Here is a 23,987-nt window from a genome sequence, read left to right on the forward strand (position 1 = left end):
ACTCAAGGGTTACTGGTTCATACATTTGGTAAAATAACAGCCGCAATCCTTGGCAGAATGGATGAATTAGAGCTTATTTAGCCCATGATTCGCATAACCAATTTAACGTCCGACAAAACCTGGACCACCTGTTCAACCGGGCCTCCCGCAAAGAATTGGTCGAATCGCGAATTGGTACGGAAGAAGCCCGCATCGGCATCGTGCGCAACGAGCTGGCGTACCGGCTGGCCGTGGCTTATGACGAATGGCGCTACCGGGTCAGCACCCTGGTCCTGGAGGATTCACTACTGGCGCGCTACGTCGCGCTGGAACCCCGGCTTGCGATCCGGCAACGGGCGGGTACGCTGGGCGCGATCGACGAAGAGTTACTCCGGCAAAAAGTCAACTTCGCCCGCCGCAAACGCGCGCTGTCCCTCAGTCATTACCAAGCCGCCGAGACGGAACTGCGTGCCATCGCGCTCCTGCCACCCACCCTGAACCTGCGACCGCGCCCCCTGGATATTATCCCGCCCAGCGACATGACGAGAGACACCGCCAGTGCCTACGAGCAACTTTTGCGCGCCCAAAAGCGCACGCTGCAAAGGGAATCCGCACTGGAGAACGAACTCAGCACCCAGCCGCAGATTTCCGCCGGCTACTTCATTCAGAGCCTGGAACAGGAATACGCTTTTCAGGGACTTACCCTCGGCGTGGCCGTGCCACTGGACCGACGCACCGCCAAAGTCCGCAGTGAACAACATCAGCTCGAACGCACCCAACTCGACAACGAAGCGGACGGCTACCGCCAGCGCCGCGACCGGCGACTCGATGACCTTGACGTTAACATCAGCCGTTTGCGCGACGCCATCGTCGGGACGGATGCGGCCACGGAGACCGGTAACGCCCGGTTACTGCGCATCGCCCGGCTACAGTTTGACCAGGGGGCCATCGATTTTCTAACCTTCAGCCAGCTAACCGAAACGCTGCTGACCGACCAGCGGGAACGGCTCGGCCAGCTGCACCAACTCCAGCAACTCATCCGGGAACGCCGCTTTCTCGCCAACACCCAATTCTAAGATGAAACCGATCTACTTAGCTTTCCTGTGCTTACTTCTGTGTGCCTGCGGTGAAGAGGACATCGCGCCGCCGCCCGCCCCGACGGAGGTTTCCGCCACGTACGATGCCGGTCTGGTCAAAATCGGTCCGTTGCAGACGCGCACGACCGGCCACGAAATTATCTGTACCGGCACCATCGAAGTGCCGCCGACGGACCTGATTTCCGTCCACTCCCGGACCTCTGGCCAGGTGTCCGGCCTGAAATACCTGCCCGGCGACTACGTGAAAAAGGGCGCTCAGTTATTACGAATCTCCACTCCTGAGCTGATCCAGAACCAACGCATTTTTCTGGAAACGAAAGTCCAGCTCGCCACGGCGAAGCGTGCTTTGGAGCGACAGGATATCCTCAACGCGGGTGATGCCACAACTGCATCCACCGTCGACGCGGCCCGTAGCCAGGTGGACTTACTCAACGCGACCTACGCCGGTCTGAAGCAGGAGTTACAACAGTACGGGATCGACGTCGACCGCCTGGAAAGCGACGGTGCTTTTCAGTCTTCCGTGGGCGTTTACGCGGCGGGCGGTGGATACGTCCATTCCGTGACGACCAACCAGGGGCAGATGGTGTCGCCCACTAATGAGTTAATGCAGATCGCCGGCACCAGCCACCTCCACCTGGAACTGAGCGTGCCTTCCCGCGAGGCGGCGGCCGTGCGGAAGGGCCAGCGGGTCCGGTTTGCGCTGCCCTTCAACGATACGCGCGGCGTGGCGACCGTCGAAAAGATCAACCCTATGGTGGATGCGGAAACGGCCACGCTCAACGTGCACTGTCACTTCGGGGGGGAGCTGCCGGAGGGTTTGGTACCCGGCTTGTTCATCAACGCGACGATCCTGGCCGGTGAGCGGACACTGACGGGTTTACCCCTGAGCGGCGTTGTTAAGGAGGGAGAACGGTATTTTGGCTACCGAGAAGTCGACGGGGATATGATAAAAACGCTGCTTCCGGAGGCGCGGCTGGTGGGTGATTTCGTGGCGTTTCGGCCGGCCGGTGCGGACGGGAATTGGGTGACGGAAGGGGCTTATTACCTGGGGGAGTGAATGGTGGTTCAGACCGTTTCACGAAGTGATGCGGGATATTACCGGTGAGATCGGCCGTTACTTTCTGCTGCGCCACCGTATCCGCAATGGGGTAAAAGCACTTTATCTACGCCCGATACTTGTTTTCCGCCATAATCTTGCGGATCATTGCCGAGCCGATCACTCCCCATCAGTAAACGTCAATCCCGTGTCAACTACCCTGAATCAAGTCGCCGCCGCGCTTTCCGGCCCACCGGAATACGTAGTCCGCTCCCCCGGCCGCATCAACGTCATCGGCGAGCACACTGATTACAATGGTGGCCTGGTGCTTCCCGCCGCCATCGACCGGAGCATCTTCTTTGCCGCCCGCCGCATCCCGGAAAACGACTGGCAACTCAAAGCACTGGACATTGGTCAGGAGGCCACCCTGCCCCTCCCCGTCAATCGGCCCGGGGCCCGGCAGTGGGTTAATTACCTCGCCGGTATCGGTCGGGAATTTCAGAAATTGGGTTATACGTTGCCCGGTCTGGAATTATCCTTCGGGGGCGATTTGCCCGCGGGCGCGGGGATGAGCAGTTCCGCGGCGCTCGAAGGCGGCATCGCTTTTCTGCTCAACGAGCTGGTGCAGGCTGGCCTCGGTCGCGTCGACCTCGCCCGCCTCACGCAGCGCAGTAGTAACGAGTTCCTGGGGGTTCCGAGTGGCATCATGGATCAGTTCGCCAGCCTCAACGGTTCTCCGGACGGGCCGCTGTTACTTAACTGTACGACGCTCGACTACCGGGTGATCACTAATAAGCTGTCGGATCATACCTTTTTGCTCGTTAACTCCCTGGTATCTCACGACCTTGCTAACAGTGAATACCCCGTCCGCGTGGCTCAGTGCCGGGAGGCGCTACGGGCTATTCAAGTTAACTACCCGGACGTGAAAAGTTTGGGCGCGACTACGCTGGATCAATTAATGGATATTTCCGACACCTGCTCCCCGATTGCGATGCAGCGCGCTCGCTTTGTGGTTCGGGAAAACCAGCGGGTTATCAAAATGGTCGGGGCACTGCGGGAAGGCAACGCCGATCTGGCCATCAGCCTCCTTAACGAAACCCACGCGGGCTTGCGCAACGCGTACGAGGTGAGCTGTCCGGAGGTGGACTATTTGCAGCAGCAGGCTACCCGAGTGTTCTCGGGCTCCGCCGTTGGTGCCCGGATTATGGGCGGCGGCTTCGGCGGTTGCACCATTAACTTGGTTAGGCGAGCGGACGCCGCGGACTTTATTGATTTTATTAAAAACGCTTACCACCGGGAATTTGGTCGCTGGCCGGACGTCTATCCCGTCACGCTTGCCGCCGGGACTAACTTTGTTCCCGTCTCGAGCACACCAACCGGCCACTCCGGTTGATTGCGCGCGCGTGCTGAAATCTTCTACGGTAGTAGGACTAAGGGCAGGTTACGACTTTGTATTTCACCAGCATTTTATTCATGAACTGCAGTTTGCGGGCCGATAAATTTATCACCCTAAGTAGTTGGACAATATTATTATAACATTTTGACGAGCGTAGCGAGCTGCCTCGTCTCCCCTCTACCTTCGGAGAGGGGCCGGGGGAGAGGGTTACAAGATGTACGTTTAATATTGTCCGAGTACTTAATCCAATTTTTTCATAGATTCAAGGTTGTTGTACCTAAAAAGAACGACGTGCCTGAGTCCCTGAGCTTTGACTACGTAAAGCGATGGGCTTTAGACCATACTACCGGACATCTTCTCCCGGACGCTTGGAGGACCTCAACAATTTCACCTTCGGCTTCACGGCGGAGGGCGCTCCAAGGTCTTCAAATAAGATTCTGGAACCTTGGAGCGTCTCGAAACCAAAGCGTAGCGAAGCGTTTCGAGTCCTCCAAGCGTTCGATTTGAAATGTCCAGTAGTGTGGTTTACAAGATAAACGAGAAGTTAAAATCGCATAAACCTCGCCCGTCCGCCGCCTGACGAGTATTTTGGGGCAAACCGGTCATTAACGGTTATACAGACCCGAGTCTCTTCGCATAACGAGCAATTATGAAAATAATCTTTCTGTTACTTTTTCTGGGGGTCAACTCCGTGCACGCGCAAACCTACGAAGCTAAATACGAAGCGAGACTCAAAACAGGTAACGGTCAGCTCTGGTCGGGACCAACTACCCTAGTTTTTGACAATATCTCCGCCGCCTTCACTACGGATGCTTGGCCTACGGAAAGTGCTCTTTTTGACGTTGACGCTAATAACATGGTATGGATAGACCCAGATTCCGAGGGGATGAAGATTTATACCAACTTCAATCTCGGCGTACAGAAATATAAAGTTAGTTACGGTAGCCCTAAACCCTGGAATTTTATATTTACGGATAGTATACCCAAAATTAATTGGTCGATGTCGGAGGGGCATCGTACCATTGCGGGGGTTGACGCCCTCAAAGCAGTGGGTTCTTTTGGCGGAAGAACGTACACGGCTTGGTTTGCCCCTACCATCCCCAGCGCATTCGGGCCGTACCGTTTTACGGGGTTACCGGGGTTGATCGTTGGCATTGAATCTGACGATGGTTTAATTAGTTATACCCTGTCCTCATTCAACGAAGTTAGTGGTAATGATCAGCGCATCTTACCTCCCGTAGATGGTAAAGAAGCTACTTTGCGGGAGTACGAAAAATACGTAATCGCCAATCTACTAAGGGCTGAAAGTAATTCTACCGAAACTACAAAAGTTACGCTAACCAATCCAGCATCCGATTACGATATTATCAAGGACCGTTGGACGATCATCAGCGACTACAAGCGCAAACGCGGCTATTAGCCCGTGCCTGGGCTTATTTATCGCCTTGCTTCTGGCCGTTTTACCCCGCACCCGCGTCAGCGCCCAACACACTTTAACTGGAAAAGTGACGGACTGGCAAGGTGATGGGGTGCCCGCCGCGGCGCTTACCTTCCACGATGTTTACGGGAGAGATCGAAGTATACGGCAAACCACTGCACCTTTTTAATACAAATTAAATTAATCTAGCAAGTCACCAACGCGAGGGCTTCGGAAGGGGTGATTATCTCCCTGACACTGACGCGGCGTATCTTCGACCTTTCAATTAGCGCAGCGCTGAGCAAAAGTATCCGTAGAGAGTTCAATTTCTGTGGGTATCGTTAGCCGTGGCTACACGTTCGGGCTGGCCGCTCCGTAAAATGCAGTTGACAATTGTGGGTCCGGTTCGTTTTGTATTAAATTTAATTCATATGTCTCTTTTTGCTAACTCCCGTTTTTTCCTGCTCGTCGGCACCTTGCTGCTGTTTCATTTGGGCGCCGCAGCGCAGGTGCCGGGTTGTACGGATGAAGAGCAGGGTTTACGGGTGATGACCTACAACGTCCGGCTCGACGTGGCCAGTGACGGGGAAAACGCCTGGCCGAACCGAAAAGAATTTTTGGCCACCCAAATAGAGTTCCACGCGCCGGACGTACTCGGCACCCAGGAGGGAACCCCGGCCCAGGTCGACTGGCTCGACGGGCGACTCACCGACTACGCCCGCATCGGTGAGGGCCGGGAAGGTGGTCACGCCGGGGAGTATTCCGCCGTGTACTACAACCGCCACCGACTAAGAGTAAAAGACTCCGGCACCTTCTGGCTTTCGGAAACGCCGGACACCGTCTCGACGGGGTGGGACGCCGCCCTGCCGCGCATCGTTACCTGGGGGCGGTTTGCCGAGCGCGGCGGCGACCGGGACTTCTTCGTTTTCAACACTCACTTCGACCACGTGGGGGAGCAAGCCCGCCAGAACAGCGCCGAGTTAATCCTCACCATGGTCGATTCGCTGAACAAGGGCGGTCTGCCCTTCGTGGTTACCGGAGATTTGAACCTCACGCCGGAAACCGCGCCCCTACAAAAGCTTTCCGCGGTGCTCACCGATGCCTTCGTCGCCGCACCGATCCGCCTCGGCCCCGTCGGCACCTTTACCGGCTTCAAGCACGATGTTGCCGCCACGCGACGGATCGACTACGTGATGGTCAGCCCCGGGGTGGAGGTCGTTAACTACGCCACGCTCACGGATGCGGTGGATGGTCGGTACGCTTCGGATCACTTTGCCGTTGTATCTACTTTGCACCTGCGGCCGCGCCCCTTAATCATCGCCCACCGCGGGGCCAGCGGCTACGCCCTCGAAAACTCCCTGGATGCTTTCCGCAAGGCCGTTGAACTGAAGGCCGACATGATCGAGCTCGACGTGTTTACGCTGAAGGACGGTCGGGTCGTTTGTTTCCACGACGGTGACCTTAAGCGCCTCACCGGGACGGAAGGAAAAATTGTGGACTACACCCTGGCCGAACTCAATCAACTCACGCTCTCCGATGGCTCACGCATTCCGCTGCTCAGCGACGCGATGAAGGTGATGGACAAACAACTGCGCCTCAACGTGGAACTCAAGGGGCCCGGCACGGCCGAGCCGACCTACCGCATCATTGAGGAAGCCATCCGGGAGCAAGGTTGGAAGATCGAAGACTTTCACATCTCAAGTTTCCGCCACGACGAGCTCAAACAAATGCGGGCGCTCGACGACCGCATTGAAATTGGTATTTTACCCCACGGCTCCCCCGTCGCGGCAATGGAAGTTGGCAAGGAAGTTGGCGCGTACTCGATCAACGCCTACCTCGGTAGCCTCAACCCGGAGTCCGTCGCCGAACTCCACGACGCGGGCTTCAAGATCTTTGCCTGGACGGTCAACAGCCACGGGGACATCCGCCGGCTGCTGGACCTGGGGATCGACGGTTACATTACTAATTACCCCGACCGGGTGGGGCAAGTTGCCGCCGAATAACGAGACATAAATCATTGCGCCATGAAGCCGATCACGCTCCTTTCGATATTACTCTGCGTCTGTTCCTGCACCGCGCCAAAGAGCAGCAGTTCCGCATCCGAGACGCCGCCGAACGTGCTTTTGATCGTCGTCGATGATCAGGGCTACGCTGATTTCTCCCCGTTCGACAACTACGAGGGGGCGGCTCACACGACGAGCATGGCGCGGCTGGCCGAATCCGGCACCGTGTATTCGCAAGCCTACGTTACTGCCCCGGTGTGCAGCCCATCCCGGGTGGGCTTGCTGACGGGTAAGAACCAGTTTCGCTGGGACGGCCCCGCCAGCTGGGGGCCGGGGCTGCCGGAGAGCGTAAAGACCATGGCGGAATACCTGCGGGAAGCTGGCTACGCCACCGCCCGCATCGGCAAGAACGACCTGGGCCGGAACTTCCACGCGGCGTTCGACAAACGGGAGTATCCCCTCCGCCACGGCTACGACGAATTTCTCGGCTTCAACGCCCACGCCCACGATTTCTGGCTCCACAGCGCGGAGATGCGCGACCGCACGCCGGACCCCTCCGGAACCAGTGCCGTGCTGGGCCCACTGCTGCACAACGAAGGCGAAAAGAGCTACGACGAGGGCTACCTGACCGACATTTTAACGGACGAAGCGATTAGCTACCTCAACGACGGGAAGCGCAAGGAAAAGCCCTTTTTCCTAACCTTGTCCTATAATGCCGTCCACCACCTGATCCACGAGGTGCCACAGAAGTACCTGGATATGTACGGTGCCCCGGCCATCCCTAATTACGACCCCGCCGACAGCCTCGCTTTCGGCAAACAGGTGACGGGGTCCTACTCGGCTTACTACGATAAGTACTCGCGGGTGGGCGACATTTCGGAAGGGCCGCTGCGCAACTACTACCTCGCCAACATTCACTGCCTGGACGATAACATCGGACGGCTGCTCGACGCGCTGGAAACGAGCGGTATGGACCAAAACACGCTGGTCGTGTTCATCTCGGACAACGGGGGATCACCGCTGACCGGAGCGAGCAACGCTCCCCTGGCCGGCGGAAAGTATTCACTCTGGGAAGGTGGCATTCGGGTACCGATGGCCGTGAGTTGGCCGGGGCACGTAGCGGCCGGGGCACACGAGAAACGCATGGTTTCCGCCCTCGACGTGCTACCGACCGTGGCCAAGGCGGCGGGGATAACGCTCGCCGACGCCACCCTCGACGGGCGGCTGCTTTCCGAGCCGGATTCGGACCGCCTGCTCGTCTGGAAGTGGCAGCAAACCTGGGCGGTGCGCCGGGGGGAATACAAGCTAACCAACTCCAACGAAAACCACTGGAAGAGTCGGCCGTCGGCGCAGTACATCGCACCGATCTCCGACAGCCTGAACCTGAAGCTATTCAACGTGGACACGGACCCGGGCGAACGAGACGACCTCGCGGCGAGCATGCCCGCGAAGGTGGAGGAACTGGAGGCGGCTTACCGGGATTGGTGCGCGGCTAATTTACAGAAGTATTGAGGCTAACCCCGGGGTTGAATGCAGGCAATCGCCTCCGTAATTAGTTTATGGGGCAGCGCGGTCCGTGTTATTCCGCCGATAACTACCCGTAGTTCGACGGAGCACCGACTAACGGTAGGTTAACGCAGCTTTAAGTTTGGTTTATTCTTTAGGTGCGGAAGCCGTTGTTCTCCGATAATTTAACCAATCCAAGAGAACAGAATATTAATTCCGCACTATTTTGTACGGCAAAGTGGTGCGGTTTTAATATATGTGGTTTGTATTGAGCTCGGGAACGGAGACCCGACATGTACCCTAATATGTCTACCTTTATGGCATCCTACTGGGCTTTCTCCGAATACCGGTGCGAGCGGATAGAAAGAATTAAAGCCGTCTGACGGAAAATAATAGCAGCTAAGTATATGCGAAAAATCATACACATTCGAACTTTCAGAATATTATCTTTTATATTATTCGCTTGCTTATCCACGCTGAGCCAAGTACACGCCCAGGTCACCGTTACGGGAACCGTAGTCGGCGTGGAGGACGGCTTTCCGCTAATCGGGGCGACCGTGCAGGAGAAAGGAGCGTCCAACGGAACGATTACCGACGTGGACGGCACCTTTTCACTGAACGTGGAAAGTGCCAGCTCGCGCCTACTCGTATCCTACTTAGGTTTCCTTACCCAGGAAGTTGCTAGTTCGGAGGACGCCATCACCGTGGCGTTGGTTACCGACAACCGAACACTCGACCTGGTAACCGTAGTGGGTTACGGTACGCAGAAGAAAAGTGACCTCGTCAACGCCGTAGCAACGACGGACATGGACAAGGCGCTGCTGACCCCCACGTCGGACGTCAACGAGATGCTGCGGGGCCGGGTGGCCGGGCTGCAAGTCGACGTGGGTGGCGGTACGCTGCGCCCCGGCGGCACGTCCAACATTATCTTCCGGGGGCAGGGCTCCATCGAGGGTAACGTTAGTGCCATCTACGTGGTGGACGGCATTATCCGCGACGGCGGCATCGAAGACATCGACCCCGACGACATCGCCTCCATCGAGTTCCTCAAGGATGCTTCCGCGCAGGCGATTTACGGCTCGCGGGGCGCCAACGGCGTCGTGCTCATCACCACCAAGCGCGGTAAGACGGGGGAACTGACCGTCAGCTACCACGGCTTCCTCACGACCAAAACGATCGAGCGAAATTTCGACGTGTACAGCGGGCAAGAATTTGCCCAGTTGAAGCGGGAAGCGGTGCGGTCTACTAACGCTGACGACACGTTTCTGGACGATGCGGATATCTTTTCGGAAATCGAGTTGGAATCCATCGCCAACAACCAGTTCGTCGACTGGGAGGAAGAACTGATCGAGCGGGGCGTGGTCAACAGCCAGGCCATCAGCATCAGCGGCGGCTCGGAAAATACTAAGGTATTCGGTAGCTTCAACTACTTTGAGGAGTCGGGGCTCATCCCCACGTCCAACTACACCCGGATGACCCTGCGCCTGAACGTCGACCAGAAGCTGACCGACAAGTTCTCGGTAAACTTCGATCTGAACGCCCTCAACGACGACACGCAGCGGGCGGCCAACGTGAACGTCATCACGTTCTCACCCCTGGGCAGGGCATTCAACGACGACGGTAGTTTGACTCGCTTTCCGAGTGGTGAAGAGGATACCCCCGTCAACCCACTGTTCAACCTGCGGGAGCAGACCAACGACCGGAAGGGGAATGACTTCGTCATTAACGTGACGCCAACCTGGCAGATCACGAAAGACCTGATGTACCAACTCAAGACCAACTTCACCCGGAGAAACGACGAAGGGGGGCAGTATCAGTCTTCCCTCAGTTCGGCCGGAGACGACGTCAACGGCATCGCGCGGATCGACAACCAGCTACGGGAATCTTACCTGGTAGAAAACATCCTTACCTACGATAAGGAGATCAGCGCCGACCACAAGTTCAACGTGACGCTGGTACAGTCCGCGCAGGAAAATCAGTTCAGCCGGACCTTCACGCAAGCCGACGGCTTCACGAACGAAAGCCTTGGCTACGACGGCATCACCAACGCCATTGGTAACGTGACGGTCGAGCGCGATAAAAACAAACAGCGTTTGGCTTCCTTTATGGGGCGGGCCCGGTACAATCTGATGAATAAGTACCTATTCACCTTCACCGCCCGGGCCGACGGCGCTTCCGTTAACTCCGCCGACAACAAATGGAGCTTTAACCCGGCGGCCTCCGCGGCGTGGAAAATCCACAACGAAAGCTTCCTGGACGGGAACGACGCTGTTCAGGAGTTGAAACTCAGGGTTAGTTACGGAGCGCTGGTCAATGACCTCGGCCGCGCCTATACCTCGCTCTTTACGGCCGAGGGGCAGAACTATATTTTCGACCAGCAGTCCGCTTCTGGATACTCACCGTCAGTGATCCTACCGAACCCAAACCTGACTTTCGAGCGCATCACTACGCTGAACATCGGTTTGGACTTCTCCATCTTCAAGAGATTGCTGGAGGGTAACGTGAACTACTACGACGCCCGCACGACCGATCTGCTGTTACGGCGCGGCGTACCGTCGACGACCGGCTACCAGTTCACCTTTTTCAACGCCGGTGAACTACAGAATACGGGTATTGAGTTGAGCCTGACCGCCAACCTAGTCAACAAGAACGATTTCAGCTGGTCGGTGTCGACCAACTGGTCCAACAACCGCAACAAGATTTTGGAACTGTACGACGACGGCAATGGTAATGCCATCCGCACGGACGATACCTACAACTACTTCGTCGGCCAGCCCGTCGGCGTGATCTACCAGTACGAGTTCGACGGGATTTTCCAGGAGGGTGACGATTTTGACGGCGCACCGCAGTCCAACCCGGAATCCGCACGGCCCCAACCCAACCTCCGGCCGGGCGACATTAGAATCAAGGATACCAACGGCGTCGATGCCAACGGCGACCCGACCGGATCGCCCGACGGAATAATTACCCAGGAAGACAGGGTGTTCATCGACCCGAACCCGGACTGGTTTGGCTCCCTTTCCAGCACCATGGCCTACAGGGGGATTGACTTGTTCGTGGATTTCTACGCCGTGAGTGGTGCTACGAAGGTGAACCCGTTTCTATCCTCTGACTTCAACAACGGCGGCACCCTTCAGGGGAAACTGAACGGCGTCAAGGTAGATTACTACACACCGGAGAACCCGTCCACCACCTTTCCCCGGGCTAATTTCGATAACGCCCCCCAAGACCTAAACTCTCTGGCAGTCAAAGATGCATCCTACCTACGGTTAAGAACGGTAAGCGTAGGCTACACCCTGCCGGATGCACTAACGACCAGCATCCGCATGGAGCAACTGAGGGTCTACATTACGGGTACCAACCTATTTACGAGCACCGACTACATCGGGTACAGCCCGGAAGTGAATATCAGAAACACGTTCTCGAATGCGGATACCGGTTATCCGGACTCCCAGGCATTCACCGTTGGGCTGAGGGCTAAATTCTAATCAAAAATAATAATAACATGAAAGCGAAAATATTTCATCCAAGCATGTTGGGTTTTCTGGTACTGGCGATCGGGTCTCTCGCTGGCCTGACGTCCTGCCAGAACTACCTGGAAGAGCAACCGAGTACGCTGATTGACTCGGATTATATTTATACAACCGAGGACGGTTTAAAGTCCGGTGTGGTGAGTTTATACAAATTTAACCGGGATCGGTACGATCGCGACGTAGAGGACTTTATGGGTAGCGTATTCATGTCCTCCAAAAGTGATCTTGCGTTTAGCCGGACCGGCTACGTCGGAAACATCGGCAGATACCAACGTGGAATTTCCCCCTTAGACCTCGGCGCCCGATTTGCCTCTACCCTATTCTGGAAGCATTTCTATAACATTACTAACAAAGCAACCGAGATCATCAATGCCGCTGATGCTATCGAAGGCGTGGACGAGGACGCGAGAAATCAAATCCTCGCCGAAGCTAAATTTTTTAGAGCAAACTCTTATTTCTACCTCTACCGGTTATATAATAATATATTCGTATCCACGGAGACGATCACGGTGGAAAATGCGTTCGACGTCGTTAACGATAAATCTTCCGAGGAAGAAATTTTCGCCGTCCTGAACAGCGACCTCGACTTCGCCATCGAGCACTTAGAATGGAACGATACTTTCGGACGGGTAACGAAAGGAACGGCCAAACACCTGAAGGCCAAAGTAGCCATGTGGGAAGGCGACTGGGAAGAAGCTAAGAACCAGGCACTGGACGTTATTGAAAGTCCGGATAGTCCTCACTCGTTAGTCTCCAACACCGCCCAGGTATTCGAGGGGGAAAGAAACCACTCGGAGTCCTTGTTCGTCATCCAGGCAAAAGACGATTTACTCGGCGGTGGTAATAACTCCATGATCAACGCTAACTACGTAACGCAGTACTTTCAAATTTCTGGCATAGAAGCAACCGTAGCGCAGGGTGGCCGGGGCTTCTCGCGAATACTACCCAATCGTTATTTGCAGAGCTTGCTTGCCGCCGACTCCCTCGACACCAGGGATGACGACACTTACTTCCGATTGAATTATTTCTATACCTCGGGAGATCGCATTGGTGAGCGAGTTGACACCTACGCGCCGGTTACGGACCTGGACAGCATCAGTGATACCTACCAAAGGTACTACCAGCGGCAACATCCTTCCTGCATCAAGTTCGCCCAGGACGATGATAATCCTGACTCTTACCGAAACCGAAGCAACATTATGGTCTACCGCCTGGCGGAGACTTACCTGATTGCGGCGGAAGCCATCATGCGGTCATCCGGCGACCCGCTGCCCTACATCAACGCCGTCCGGAAACGGGCAAAAGCAGCACCACTCATGAGCGTCGACGAGCAGGCCATCCTGGACGAACGTGCGCGCGAGCTCGCTTTTGAAGGCCAGCGGTGGTTCACCCTAAAGCGCATGGGCCAGGAGGTTATCGACCGCCAAATCACTACTTACGCCGGTGACGGAGTATTCTTTCCCGCAAACCTCGGAGAGAAGGACCCGCGCGATAATTGGAAGTCTTACTACATCAATTTCCCCATTGCGCAGATTGATTTGGATTTACTGGGGGCGGGGTATCCGCAGAATGATGGGTATTAGACCTGGAGCATACTTATTCCTCCCGGTATAGAAAGATCGTGCCTCCTTGATCAGGGGCGCGATCTTTCTTTTTAACTGATATTACGCAGATTATTTCGCCACAAAAGCACAAAAATCGGTGTACGGCTACGCCCAAGCACCGTTTACTTACTCTTGTGCGTTTTTTAGTATTCATGTGACATAATCCGGTTGCGTAAGGTCAGTTTTCAAGTATTACTTCCTTAGATTATTTACACCCTTAACCGAATTCAATTTCGGTCCCATGAGTGTCGTTATCGATTAACAAGGCCAGAGGACTGGGTACGAACAAAGCCCACCCCCCTAAGTTCTAGCCCTACACCCCCCCCTTGCGACCATGACCGATCGATCCATAACAGTAGGCATCATGAAAGTCGACGTGAGCGGTGACGATACCGCCGCGCTAAATCGTCTCACCACGCGGGCCACCGAACGGTTAACCACGGCGCTGCGGCGCGAGGCCCGGCTGAACGTTCGCTCCTTTACGTTCAACGGCCCCAACCTGACCCCGGGCGACCACGGGTACCGAGCGCTGGATTTCATCCAGATCGGTATCAACGAAAAGACGGAACGCCAGCTGGCCTTTCTGTTGCTCGTCACCGAGGTGGAAATTGCCGCCGCTTCCTTTTCCTACTTACTGGCCCTGCCCTCCCAACTCACCAACGTCGCCATTATTTCCACCCGCCGCCTGGCCGACTACGGCTCCGACGAATACGAAGATGAAGACTTACTCGCCGACCGCCTCGGCACCCTGATGCTCCAGTGTTTCGGCCGCCTGCTGAACCTCGATTACCGGGCCGGCGACCCGCAAAACTACCTGTCCTCCATTCGGGTGCCCGCCGACCTGGATGCGATGGACCGGTTTACGGACGCGCAGTTCACCACCATCGTCGCCAACCTGCCCGCCGAGGCCAACGACCGGTTTTCCGACAACAACCGGGCGTCGTTCGTACTGCGGCAAATCGCCAGCAACCTGCCGCGTATTTTCCGGGGGGCCTTCCGGGCCAACCCCATCCGGATCGCCACGAAACTGCCGACGATGATCGCCACGGCCCTGTCCGTCATCATCGTGCTCATCTTCGGTGGCGAGACCTGGGATTTTGCCGCTTCGGTGGCCAATGACCAACTGACGGTCTTCGTGGTGGCATCCTTCGCGATGGCATCTTTCGTTCTTTACCGGGCGTTTTCGTTTCGCTTGGTGGCTACGCGCCACGGTAATACGTCCGAAAGCTCGGTGGTGACGGCGGCGGCGACTTATTTGGCGCTACTATTTACGCTGGCGGTGCTGTTCGTCGCCTTCGCCGTGCTGATGTACGGGGTGGTCGTCTTCGTGTTTCCCGATACTTTGATGCGTACCTGGACGTCCGCCAAGGACGGCTCCACGGTGGAGGCCCACGTACGGCTGGTGCTTTTTCTGGCGGCCGTCGGCATTCTCTCGGGGTCGCTCGGTGGCTCGGCCGATTCCCGCTCGGTGGTCCGCAACGTACTGTTTGCGGCGGACGAGACTTGAATTAATTTCATATTATAAGCATTCCATTTAATGCGGCCGGTAGTTCGCTGGTGGCATGTGAGCTGCTGCCGGAGTGGATTAATAATAATTACGCTGCTCTTCGACGAGTTGGCCGTGGGTGCGCGGTCGCGGGTGCCGGGTGTAGACGGGGGAGGTTGTAGGCGGGTAGGTAGTAGGCGGTAGGTCCGTACTACCACCTACCGCCTCCCTAACTTCCCTTGCACCCGCGACCGCGCCCAAAATTGATTTGACCTTACCGTAATCAATTAAAAGCACCTTATTTTGGTCCAACCCAAAACGCCTATACGTGGACATTCGACCTATTACCTGTCTAGCGGGATACCTGTTGTTACTCGCCCTACCTACCCTACTGAATGCCCAGGTGGCCGACAACAACTTCCAACCGATATTTGCCGCTCCCGGAGCAGTCTCCAGCGTCGTAGCCCAGGCGGATGACAAATTACTGGTAACGGGCTCCTTCTCCATTTATTCCGACGCGCCGGTGCGCCGGTTCGTACGGCTGGAAGCGAACGGAGACCTGGACGGTAGCTTTACCTACGACGCCCGCATCGCCAGCGCGCCCTCCGAAATTACCCAGCTTGCTAACGGAAATATTCTGATTGCCGGAAATTTCCGGTCCCCCACGGGCGACTACCTGGGCAGCCTGTTACGGCTCCTCCCCGACGGAAGCCTGGACGATACCTTTTCCCCCGTCCGGGGAGATAGCCTGAACTTCTACCGAGTGGTTGAGCTAAGCAATGGCAAGTTATTTACCGCGTACGTCCGTTGCGCCTCCGACCAGCACGTTAATTGTAACCGCTACGGCGTGCGGCTCCTGCTGCCCGACGGCGCTCCGGACCCCAACTTTCCGGGCCTGGAATTCGAGGGTGACGGAGACCCCGGTCTGACGGAAGATATCAATGCCCTGGTTGCGCAATCCCCCAACGACCTGCTGGTGTTCGGCACCGGATTAAACCTCGGCGATCGCCAACAAACGGCCTTCCGGCTGGATAGCAACGGTGTAGTCGACGGTACGTTCGACCCGCAAATACCTTCCTCCAGCGACTACGTGACCGAGGATCTTGCCGTCGGTGAAGACGGCACCATCGCCGTACTCGTGTCCTTTCAGGGCGACGTCGTGCTACTCGACCGGGACGGCAACGTAAGAGCATGTTGGGACTTTAGCTTCTACTTACCGCGGGAACGGCCGTGTGCTCACCGACCTGAGTGATCGGTTTATTCGCACCGGCGAAGCTATTTACTTCGTTGACTTTCTGGGTCAATTACCGAATGGACAACTATTGATATCTGGAACCTTTGACGCGTACGGTGGCAATCCGGCCCCATCCGGTGCCGTTCTGCTGGACTAAAATTTAATTTAGTGTCGACCTTTTTGGAACAACTCCCCGACCTACGAATCAGCACGTTACTCGCGGAAGGTAAATCTTCCTTTTACCTGGCCGCGCCCACCACTTTCCCCGGCGGCGTCGGTATGGCTCGCTTTTCGCTACCGGACGTGGTCGGCACAAAAGAATTGCTTCCAAACCAGTCCATCGACGTGTTCCCCAACCCCGTCAGCGGCCCGGTGTTCCGAGTTCGGTTTGACCGGCGGTATGCGGGTCAGTCATTTGACTATCGGATAATTGATGCAGTCGGTCGGTCGCTGCGTAGCGGCACCTGGTGGCTGCTTCGGCGGCGACGGTACCCGTGGCTAATTTAGCTTCGGGGGTGTACCTATTACATCTCACCGGGGAGGAAGGGCAATTGACTAAGCGGTTGGTGATTAAACAAACACGGCACCCGCGCCCGCGCCTGGGTAACCTGCCCGTTTTGGGGCGACGACGGCGGCAAGGCGAATGCCCCCAGTAGCAACGGTGTACTGGCCCTCCTCCAGGGAGATATTTATTGCTCGCTCGCCGTTGACTTGCCTGAAAGCCGTGGCAAGCGTAAGGGAGGTCGCCTTGGAATTGGGGCGGGCCGCACTGGCTGCTTACCCGTGAATTGAAGGCGGCTTTTCTATTTAATGCGGTTAGTATTATTTGTGGGTATTATTTTAATAACCTGGGAGCTCCTACTTAACCTATTATCCGGCCCCTGACCTTTACCGCTTCACCTCATTGGGCGACACCCCGAACGCCTCCGAAAATACCCGGCTGAAATAATTCGGGCTATCAAACCCAACCCCGTAGGCTACCTCCGACACATTCAAGTTATTATCAGCAATCAATAAGGCCCTGGCCTTTTGCAAGCGGAAAGCCCGGAGGTAACGATTAGGCGTGTGATCGGTCAACGCTTTGAGTTTCCGGTAAAATTGCTGGTGGCTGAGGTGCAACATTTTGGCTACGTCCGTTACGCTTAAGTCCGTGTCTTCGTAGTGCTTTTCCAGGACGCCATTGATTTTGTCGAGGAACAGGTCTTCCTGGGTTTTAGGCGTGTTTTTGTCAGCGGAACCCACAGGTTCTGTACCGTATCGTCGTCGCATAACCCTCCGCATCTCCAGTAATTTTTCTAAGCGGACCAGTAATTCTTCCTTATCGAAAGGTTTCATCAGATAGGCGTCCGCTCCGAATTTCAGCCCGGCTAGTTTATCTCGTTGCGTTGCTTTTGCGGTCAGTAGCACCATCGGAATGTGGCTCGTCCGCTCATCTTGCTTGAGGGTGGCGACCAGTTCGAAACCATCCTTTACCGGCATCATCACGTCGCTAATGATCAGGTCGGGGACGTGCTCCAGGGCTTTATCGATGCCTTGCGCGCCGTTGTCCGCCGTCATAATTTGATAGAAGGGTTCGAGGAGAGAACGAATGTATAAAATTACGTCGGGGTTGTCCTCAACGATCAATAAATGCGGTTGTGTATTCTTCCCCAAGTCATTCAGTACGGGCGTAGTTGCCAGCGCATTATTTTCAACAAGCACCAGATCAGGCGTGGGAAGGAAGTTGGCTTGTTCCTTGGTCAAAGTTATCTGCTCTTCCTGCGCGAGACACTTTGTTTCTTCCTGATTAATGGGTAATAGCACCACGAATTCCGCCCCCTTTCCGAGTTCACTTTTTACGCCGATCGTGCCTTCCATCAGTTTCACTAGTTCCTCGACTAACGCTAAACCGACACCCGTTCCTTCTCCTCTACGACTAGCAGCGTTATCTTCTTGGTAAAAGCGGTCGAAAATATAGGGCAAAGCAGCTTCGGAAATACCTGCCCCGGTATCTTTTACCTTTAGTTGAATCTCATTGGTCTGCTGAGATAAATGTAGCGTCACCTTACCACGGACGGGCGTGAACTTGATGGCGTTAGAAAGTAGATTAGATATTATTTTTTGCAGCTTAATCTCGTCCACCGCCATCGTCAGGGTGTCGATCTCCGTATAAATCTGTAAGCGGATCGATTTCTTAGCGGCCAGGGATTCAAATGACTCGCCGACATACTTCACGAAAGCAACCACTTCTTTTGGTTGATAGTTGGGCTGCAGACTAGCGCTGTCTATTTTTGACAGATCCAGTAGCTGATTGATGAGTTGTAATAGTTTTTTCCCGTTGCGGTCGATTAGCTCCAGCCCTCTGGAGAGCCTGGCTTTTTCCTTGATGCTCGCCTTAGCCAACCAACTACCGGCCCCCAGCTGATCGGTCATCCCCAAAATCACCGTTAGGGGCGTACGGAACTCATGGGTGATGTTGGTAAAAAACCGGGTCTTTACTTCATCTATTTTCTCCAACTTCGTAGTTTGCGCTAGCTTTTCAATGATTGTCTTTTGGTCCTTGAGGTTCTGCTCTAAAGCTATTTCCTTTTCCTTTTTCAACAGGTTTTTTCGGTAGCCGATACTCAAGGAGAAGACGGTCAGTAAAAAAATCGCAGTTGCCGGAAGGTGTCTAAGGTGCCTCGGGTGGCCATAATCGAATTCAATCCCGAATGGCTCCAACAACACGTATACTGAATAGCTGATATTTAACCAAGCGATCGGGACCATCGCAACAAACCAGATTAGTTTTAATTGCGCTGGCCGCTGCTTTGCGCGGATGGCTAACCAAAAAGGAAGCAGTAAGGAAAAAGACACCACGAACAAACCAAAAATTGAATCAAAAAAAGTCTGCATCACGGTGAATACCGTACATAAATAAGCAACCACGCACGCAAAAATAGTAATCGGAATAATCTTTTTGGCGTAAATAATGGTGGCTTCATAATTGAAGTAGGTTTCCGTGAATTTTAGAAACCCCGTCAGAAACAGCAACTGCCCCAGACTGAATAACCCCATATTGTACTGGTTCAGCTCAGGAAAAGGGACATAAGTAGAAAATATGAAGTTGTTGAACAACAATAGTAGGGAAACACCCAGGATCATGGTGGAGAAATAACCATGAATCCGTTCCTTTTCGATGAAAAATAGTAGTATAAAGAACACGAACTGGCTACCCAGGATTCCGATGGCCAGCCACGTCTTAGCTGCTGCATAGACTTGCTGGGGGAACACGGAAGCGGGGTCAATGTGGTACAGCGCGATAAATTCCATGGGAGCGTATCGGTTCAGGCCCATTAGTCGAACGTACAGGTCGACGGTATCCGTGGCTTGTAGATCTACTTTGAAAAAAGTCGGCCAATAATCATAAGGGCGCTCGCTGAGTGGCACCCCGTTCCCCGTGCGTTGGTGGGTATAAGCCGCTCCATTTTTTACACTATAAACATCTACGTGATCAAACGCCTGCAAGTCGCTGCCACGGTAGCCTACGTGAAGCAGTTGTTCTCCACGAAAAACATCCGTACCCGTCAGCCGTGTCTTTACCCAGTACACCTTTCCCTTTTGCGTAACGTCGATCAACTTATTATCTCTCCATTTCCAGTCCCCTTCGTGCTTAAGGATGTCTTCGAAAGTCGTATTTGAATCTGGCAGCTCCAGTATTTCAATATTTTTTATCTCGTTAGATCGAAACGGAAAGGGAGGAGCGTTCGCCCCCTCAACGACGTGATTTTCAAACTCACCGTTGAATTGATATTCATACTGGAGATAGGGACTTAAGGCCGTCACCCGTCTGGCCCACACGGATAAGTGCGTAAGGGCGTGTTCCGCGCGTATCCCTTCCACCCTGACGTAAAGTTGTGCGTTTTCGCCAGGATCAAGCCCAAAACCAATTACCTGGTGATCGACCGGCACGGATTTCTCTACCACGGCCAAGCCAAAGCCTGCTCTTTGTTCCTCCACCCGCCCGTCTTCGTGAATCAGGTAAGCATCGATTTTTTCCCAGCTATTAGGCGTACCGTCTTGTTCAACATAAAATAGACAAGTGTCCACGTATTGCTTCCCCGCATGAAGATCCAGCTTCATCCAGTACACCTCATCCGCCCGAAAATTTTCCCTCGTATCATTCGCTAAAAAAAGCAAATCATTACCGAATACCTCCTCAAAGGAAACGACACCGGATTCATCTTTGAAAACGGTAATTGAGTTTTCTAGGTAAGTAAACTTATCGGTAATTTCTGTCGTGGAACTAGCCGACGTGACGCTCAGCGTGTTCTGAGCATCCTGCGCGAGCAACGGAAGCGCCCACAGCATAACGAGCAGCAGTAGCTTGGCCCTGCGAATAGACTGCCCGTAAGAAATTGCGGAAAGGCTTAATGGGAAGCCCCTGGGTAATTTTGCTGGCCAGGTAACGAGGGTGAGTAATCCGCCCATTTGTGTGTCAAGTTTGTTCGCTCACGCAGTGCAAGTTGAAAATAAAAGCCCGACTGCTGTTTAAGATAGTGTGTTGTGTAAAATACATCATAAGTTATGTATCAGTGGAATATGATGGGGCTCGTTCGACGTCACATTACACAATTGAATCTAGTGAACGCCTCGGTCACGGACGTGATACGGCACCAAGGGCATCAGTTCCGTGAAGTGATTTTGTGCTCGCTAAGCGCGGGCGAATGGGCCCCGCAGGCACCTTGACGAAATGAGCTACGTAGAAAATTAGTGCGATAATACCTTTAACATCAGTCACTTATACACCTCCACAAATCGCAACATGATTATTCTGTACACCTTTTTTCTTTTCTGAAAATGGAAAAGTACTAGTGTTTAATGAAAATGTGAAGAAGCGGGGGCGGGGTTGTCCGCAACTTTGAATGGTCGGGATAAAGGCACCAATTATCCTTCATTATTCAAACCAAAATCAACAACCATGAAGCACTTCTTCTCTATTGTCCTCCTATTCGCCTACTGCTCCGGCATCAACGCGCAAACCCTAGCCAACACCACCTGGATAAACTATTTCCCAGACGGTAGTAGCCTCTACTTCCACTTCACTTTGGATACCTTATCCTTTAGTGGAGATGGCGTAGATTACGTTAATGTATCTTTTTACGAAGAAGACGCGGATACGTTAACCTTACGGGATGTGATCCCAGATTTTTGTGACAACTTACAGATTGGCACGTACACTTTTTCAACGGTGAACGACACGGCGGATTTTACGCTGGTAACCGATTCTTGTCTAGCCAGGGCGTTTGCTTTCGATCAGGGTGTTTTTGTAAAAGCCCCGGGCCCCGTCACCTACGTCAAGCCAGTAACCATAGCCAACAATACCTGGAAAGTTTACCGTCCAAACGGGACCATTACTTATTACCGCTTCAGCTCGGATACGACGTCCAGAAGTAGTGATGGGGTGAATTTTGAGAAGTTCTCCGCCTTTAAAGAAAATGGGGATACGCTCATTGTACAGGATTTTCCCCCGGGCTTTTGCGACCCTTCCCAGGTCGGCTCGTATACGTTCTCCATTGTTAATGACACGGCGAGTTTCATCAGGCTGAGCGACATTTGTAGAGGAAGGATGGGCGCTTTCTTGGGAGCTACCTGGGTGAGGGTCCCGCCTACAGGCACCAACGACGGCAGCTCCTGGGACAAAGCATACACGACCCTCCACGAAGCACTGGAAAATTATGACGCAGGTGACGAGATCTGGGTAGCCGCCGGTACCTACCTACCCGAGATCCCCAGCTCGTATCCGGACTCTACCAGGCGAATTTTCTACCTCCACCAAAATGCCTCTATCTACGGCGGTTTCAACGGAACGGAAACGACGCGCGACCAGCGTGACCCAGCTGCTAACGTGACCGTTCTTTCCGGAGACGTTAACGGGGATGACGTAGCTGGTGACCTCGATAGTAACCGAACGGACAACGTCAATAACGTGATGGCCGTCGATACCCTATCTACCTTCTCCGTTCTCGACGGCTTCACTGTTTCCGGTGGCCATGCGGACGAAGATTTTCCCGCTGAGATCAGTATAGCGGGTAGTGGAATTTTCAGTACGGGCGTGTTGCACCTCAATAATTGTACCATTGAATCCAATTACTCGCTATCCAACAACGCGGTGAATTTTTCCGAAATTGCCACCGCCGGCAGCAGCGTACGAAACTGTCTTTTTCAGAACAACAAAGCTGGATACGTCATTGGTGCCCTGGGTTTTGGTTTTACGAAGGATATCATTATTGATGGCTGCCAATTTATCGATAACGAAGCCACGGACGCCGGCGGCGCACTTGGCTTTTTCGCCGTATCGGCAAGTGTGCGTAATTGTTTGTTCAGGGGAAACTCCAGTACCTTTGATGGCGGAGCATTTATCGCCGGTAATTTTGGTCTCAGAGACCTCGAAATTAGCGTAACTAACTGTGCCTTTGAGGAAAATTCCTCTACCAATGGTGGTGCTGTCCATCTGAAGTTAATCGATGGTGGCGATAATAATTACCATTTTAGTAATTGTACGTTCAGAAACAATACGGCCGTCGCCTCCCCGAACGGTCCTTCTCCCGACGGTGGCGCCATGGCCTTCGCCTACACAGCTGGTAACCCTTCGAATGACACCATTATGTTGAGGGATTGTCTGCTGGAGAATAATACGGCGGATCATAACGGTGGAGGTATTGCTTATACCAATTCTCTCGGAACCAATAATTACCTGGAAGTCAACAACTCCCAGTTCGTAGGAAACACGAGCGGAGGTGCCGGCGGCGGCTTATTCATGGAAAGTACCGGGGCAACTGAAGTGAAGGTAAACCTCACCGGGTCCGTGTTCGACGACAACAGCAGTGCGGACGGAGCGGGAGCCGTCCAGCTCTATAAAATCGGCACTTCCACGTCCGACAGCGTTAAGGTCGAAAACTGCTTGCTGGCCAATAATAGCGGTGGCAATCCTGGCGGCGGCAAAACTGCTGCCGGTAATTTTACCGGAGGCATTGGCATGGACGGCGCAATTAACCTATCCGTAAAAAGCACGACCATCGCCGACAATGATGACGGTGGCATTTCTACCGCGGGCGGTAATTTGGACATACAGAACACCATTCTGTACAATCCTAATTCACCCGACTTTGTCTCCGCTTCGACGAGCACCGCGAGCTCTCTGGGTGGGAATCTCATTGGTGATGACACGATGGATGATCTGCTAACGAGCACCGACCAATCCAGCACCGATCCGCTTTTCGAGGTGGCCACATTCCTGCTTTCGGTAAACAGCCCCGCCGTTGACGCCGGCTTCGTGACCGGCGAAACCCCCGAATTTGACCTTGCCGGGAACGCAAGAATTCAGGGCGGGTGCCTGGACATCGGTGCCTACGAAAGTCCGTTCAATGCCGGAGAAGGTTGCGTGACTGCCGTCAGGGAGGTAATTGTCAGCGCTAGTGCGCTGAAGGCCTTTCCGAACCCGGCCTCCGCTCAGTTGCAATTGTCCATAGCAAATGACTGGCGGGGAACGCTCAGCATTCAGGTGGTAAACGCGCTGGGGCAGGTCGTTCACGCAACGGTTGCGGAGAAGCACGGAGCTGACTTCCAACAACGGATGAATATCGCTGAATTACCCGTGGGCACGTACCGGCTCGTGGTTTCGGACGGAGCGGAGATGATGGTGCGGGCTTTCGCAAAGCAGTAACTCCGTTCTCGG

At 54.3% G+C, this 23,987-nt stretch carries 14 protein-coding genes; 13 read left to right on the top strand and 1 reads right to left on the bottom strand.

Features of this window, described 5'->3' with window-relative positions; genetic code table 11:
• Nucleotides 1-155 precede the first annotated feature (155 nt).
• The 12 genes from GGR27_RS17330 (at nt 156) to GGR27_RS20660 (ending at nt 16,947) form a co-directional block, all read left to right on the top strand.
• Entirely contained in the window at nt 156-1,055 is a 900-nt protein-coding gene (locus tag GGR27_RS17330; RefSeq protein ID WP_168039684.1) for a TolC family protein, read from the top strand.
• Nucleotide 1,056: 1 nt separating this feature from the next.
• Nucleotides 1,057-2,133, top strand: coding sequence for an efflux RND transporter periplasmic adaptor subunit (locus GGR27_RS17335; RefSeq protein ID WP_168039686.1), 1,077 nt, complete (start codon nt 1,057-1,059; stop codon nt 2,131-2,133).
• A 187-nt stretch (nt 2,134-2,320) separates the two neighbouring features.
• Complete coding sequence (gene galK, locus GGR27_RS17340; protein WP_168039688.1) at nt 2,321-3,505, top strand: galactokinase; 1,185 nt, start codon at nt 2,321-2,323, stop codon at nt 3,503-3,505.
• A gap of 652 nt (nt 3,506-4,157) precedes the next feature.
• Nucleotides 4,158-4,928, top strand: coding sequence for a GLPGLI family protein (locus GGR27_RS17345; RefSeq protein ID WP_168039690.1), 771 nt, complete (start codon nt 4,158-4,160; stop codon nt 4,926-4,928).
• A 428-nt stretch (nt 4,929-5,356) separates the two neighbouring features.
• Nucleotides 5,357-6,928 (top strand): glycerophosphodiester phosphodiesterase family protein, encoded by a 1,572-nt coding sequence (locus tag GGR27_RS17350; RefSeq protein ID WP_168039692.1) that lies wholly within the window; start codon nt 5,357-5,359, stop codon nt 6,926-6,928.
• 21 nt (nt 6,929-6,949) lie between these two features.
• Complete coding sequence (locus GGR27_RS17355; RefSeq protein ID WP_168039694.1) at nt 6,950-8,440, top strand: sulfatase family protein; 1,491 nt, start codon at nt 6,950-6,952, stop codon at nt 8,438-8,440.
• A 401-nt stretch (nt 8,441-8,841) separates the two neighbouring features.
• Entirely contained in the window at nt 8,842-11,922 is a 3,081-nt protein-coding gene (locus tag GGR27_RS17360) for a SusC/RagA family TonB-linked outer membrane protein (protein ID WP_168039696.1), read from the top strand.
• A gap of 17 nt (nt 11,923-11,939) precedes the next feature.
• Nucleotides 11,940-13,550 carry a RagB/SusD family nutrient uptake outer membrane protein gene (locus tag GGR27_RS17365; protein ID WP_168039698.1) on the top strand — a complete coding sequence of 537 codons (1,611 nt, stop codon included), beginning with the start codon at nt 11,940-11,942 and terminating at the stop codon, nt 13,548-13,550.
• A 355-nt stretch (nt 13,551-13,905) separates the two neighbouring features.
• Nucleotides 13,906-15,078, top strand: coding sequence for a hypothetical protein (locus tag GGR27_RS17370; protein ID WP_168039700.1), 1,173 nt, complete (start codon nt 13,906-13,908; stop codon nt 15,076-15,078).
• Nucleotides 15,079-15,385: 307 nt separating this feature from the next.
• On the top strand, nt 15,386-16,309 hold the full coding sequence (locus GGR27_RS17375) for a delta-60 repeat domain-containing protein (RefSeq protein ID WP_168039702.1): 924 nt from the start codon (nt 15,386-15,388) through the stop codon (nt 16,307-16,309).
• A 150-nt stretch (nt 16,310-16,459) separates the two neighbouring features.
• A complete protein-coding gene (locus GGR27_RS17380; protein ID WP_168039704.1) occupies nt 16,460-16,798 on the top strand; it encodes a hypothetical protein in 339 nt (112 codons plus the stop codon).
• An 8-nt stretch (nt 16,799-16,806) separates the two neighbouring features.
• Entirely contained in the window at nt 16,807-16,947 is a 141-nt protein-coding gene (locus tag GGR27_RS20660; protein ID WP_168039706.1) for a hypothetical protein, read from the top strand.
• A 232-nt stretch (nt 16,948-17,179) separates the two neighbouring features.
• Here GGR27_RS20660 and GGR27_RS17390 read toward each other — a convergent pair whose 3' ends face one another.
• Nucleotides 17,180-20,740 carry an ATP-binding protein gene (locus GGR27_RS17390; protein ID WP_168039708.1) on the bottom strand — a complete coding sequence of 1,187 codons (3,561 nt, stop codon included), beginning with the start codon at nt 20,738-20,740 and terminating at the stop codon, nt 17,180-17,182.
• A gap of 490 nt (nt 20,741-21,230) precedes the next feature.
• On the opposite strand from GGR27_RS17390, the gene GGR27_RS17395 reads away from it, so the two are divergent.
• Nucleotides 21,231-23,975, top strand: coding sequence for a choice-of-anchor Q domain-containing protein (locus GGR27_RS17395; RefSeq protein ID WP_168039710.1), 2,745 nt, complete (start codon nt 21,231-21,233; stop codon nt 23,973-23,975).
• The last annotated feature ends 12 nt before the right edge of the window (nt 23,976-23,987 follow it).

It is taken from the genome of Neolewinella antarctica (assembly GCF_011927835.1).
GTDB classification, from domain to species: Bacteria; Bacteroidota; Bacteroidia; order Chitinophagales; family Saprospiraceae; genus Neolewinella; species Neolewinella antarctica.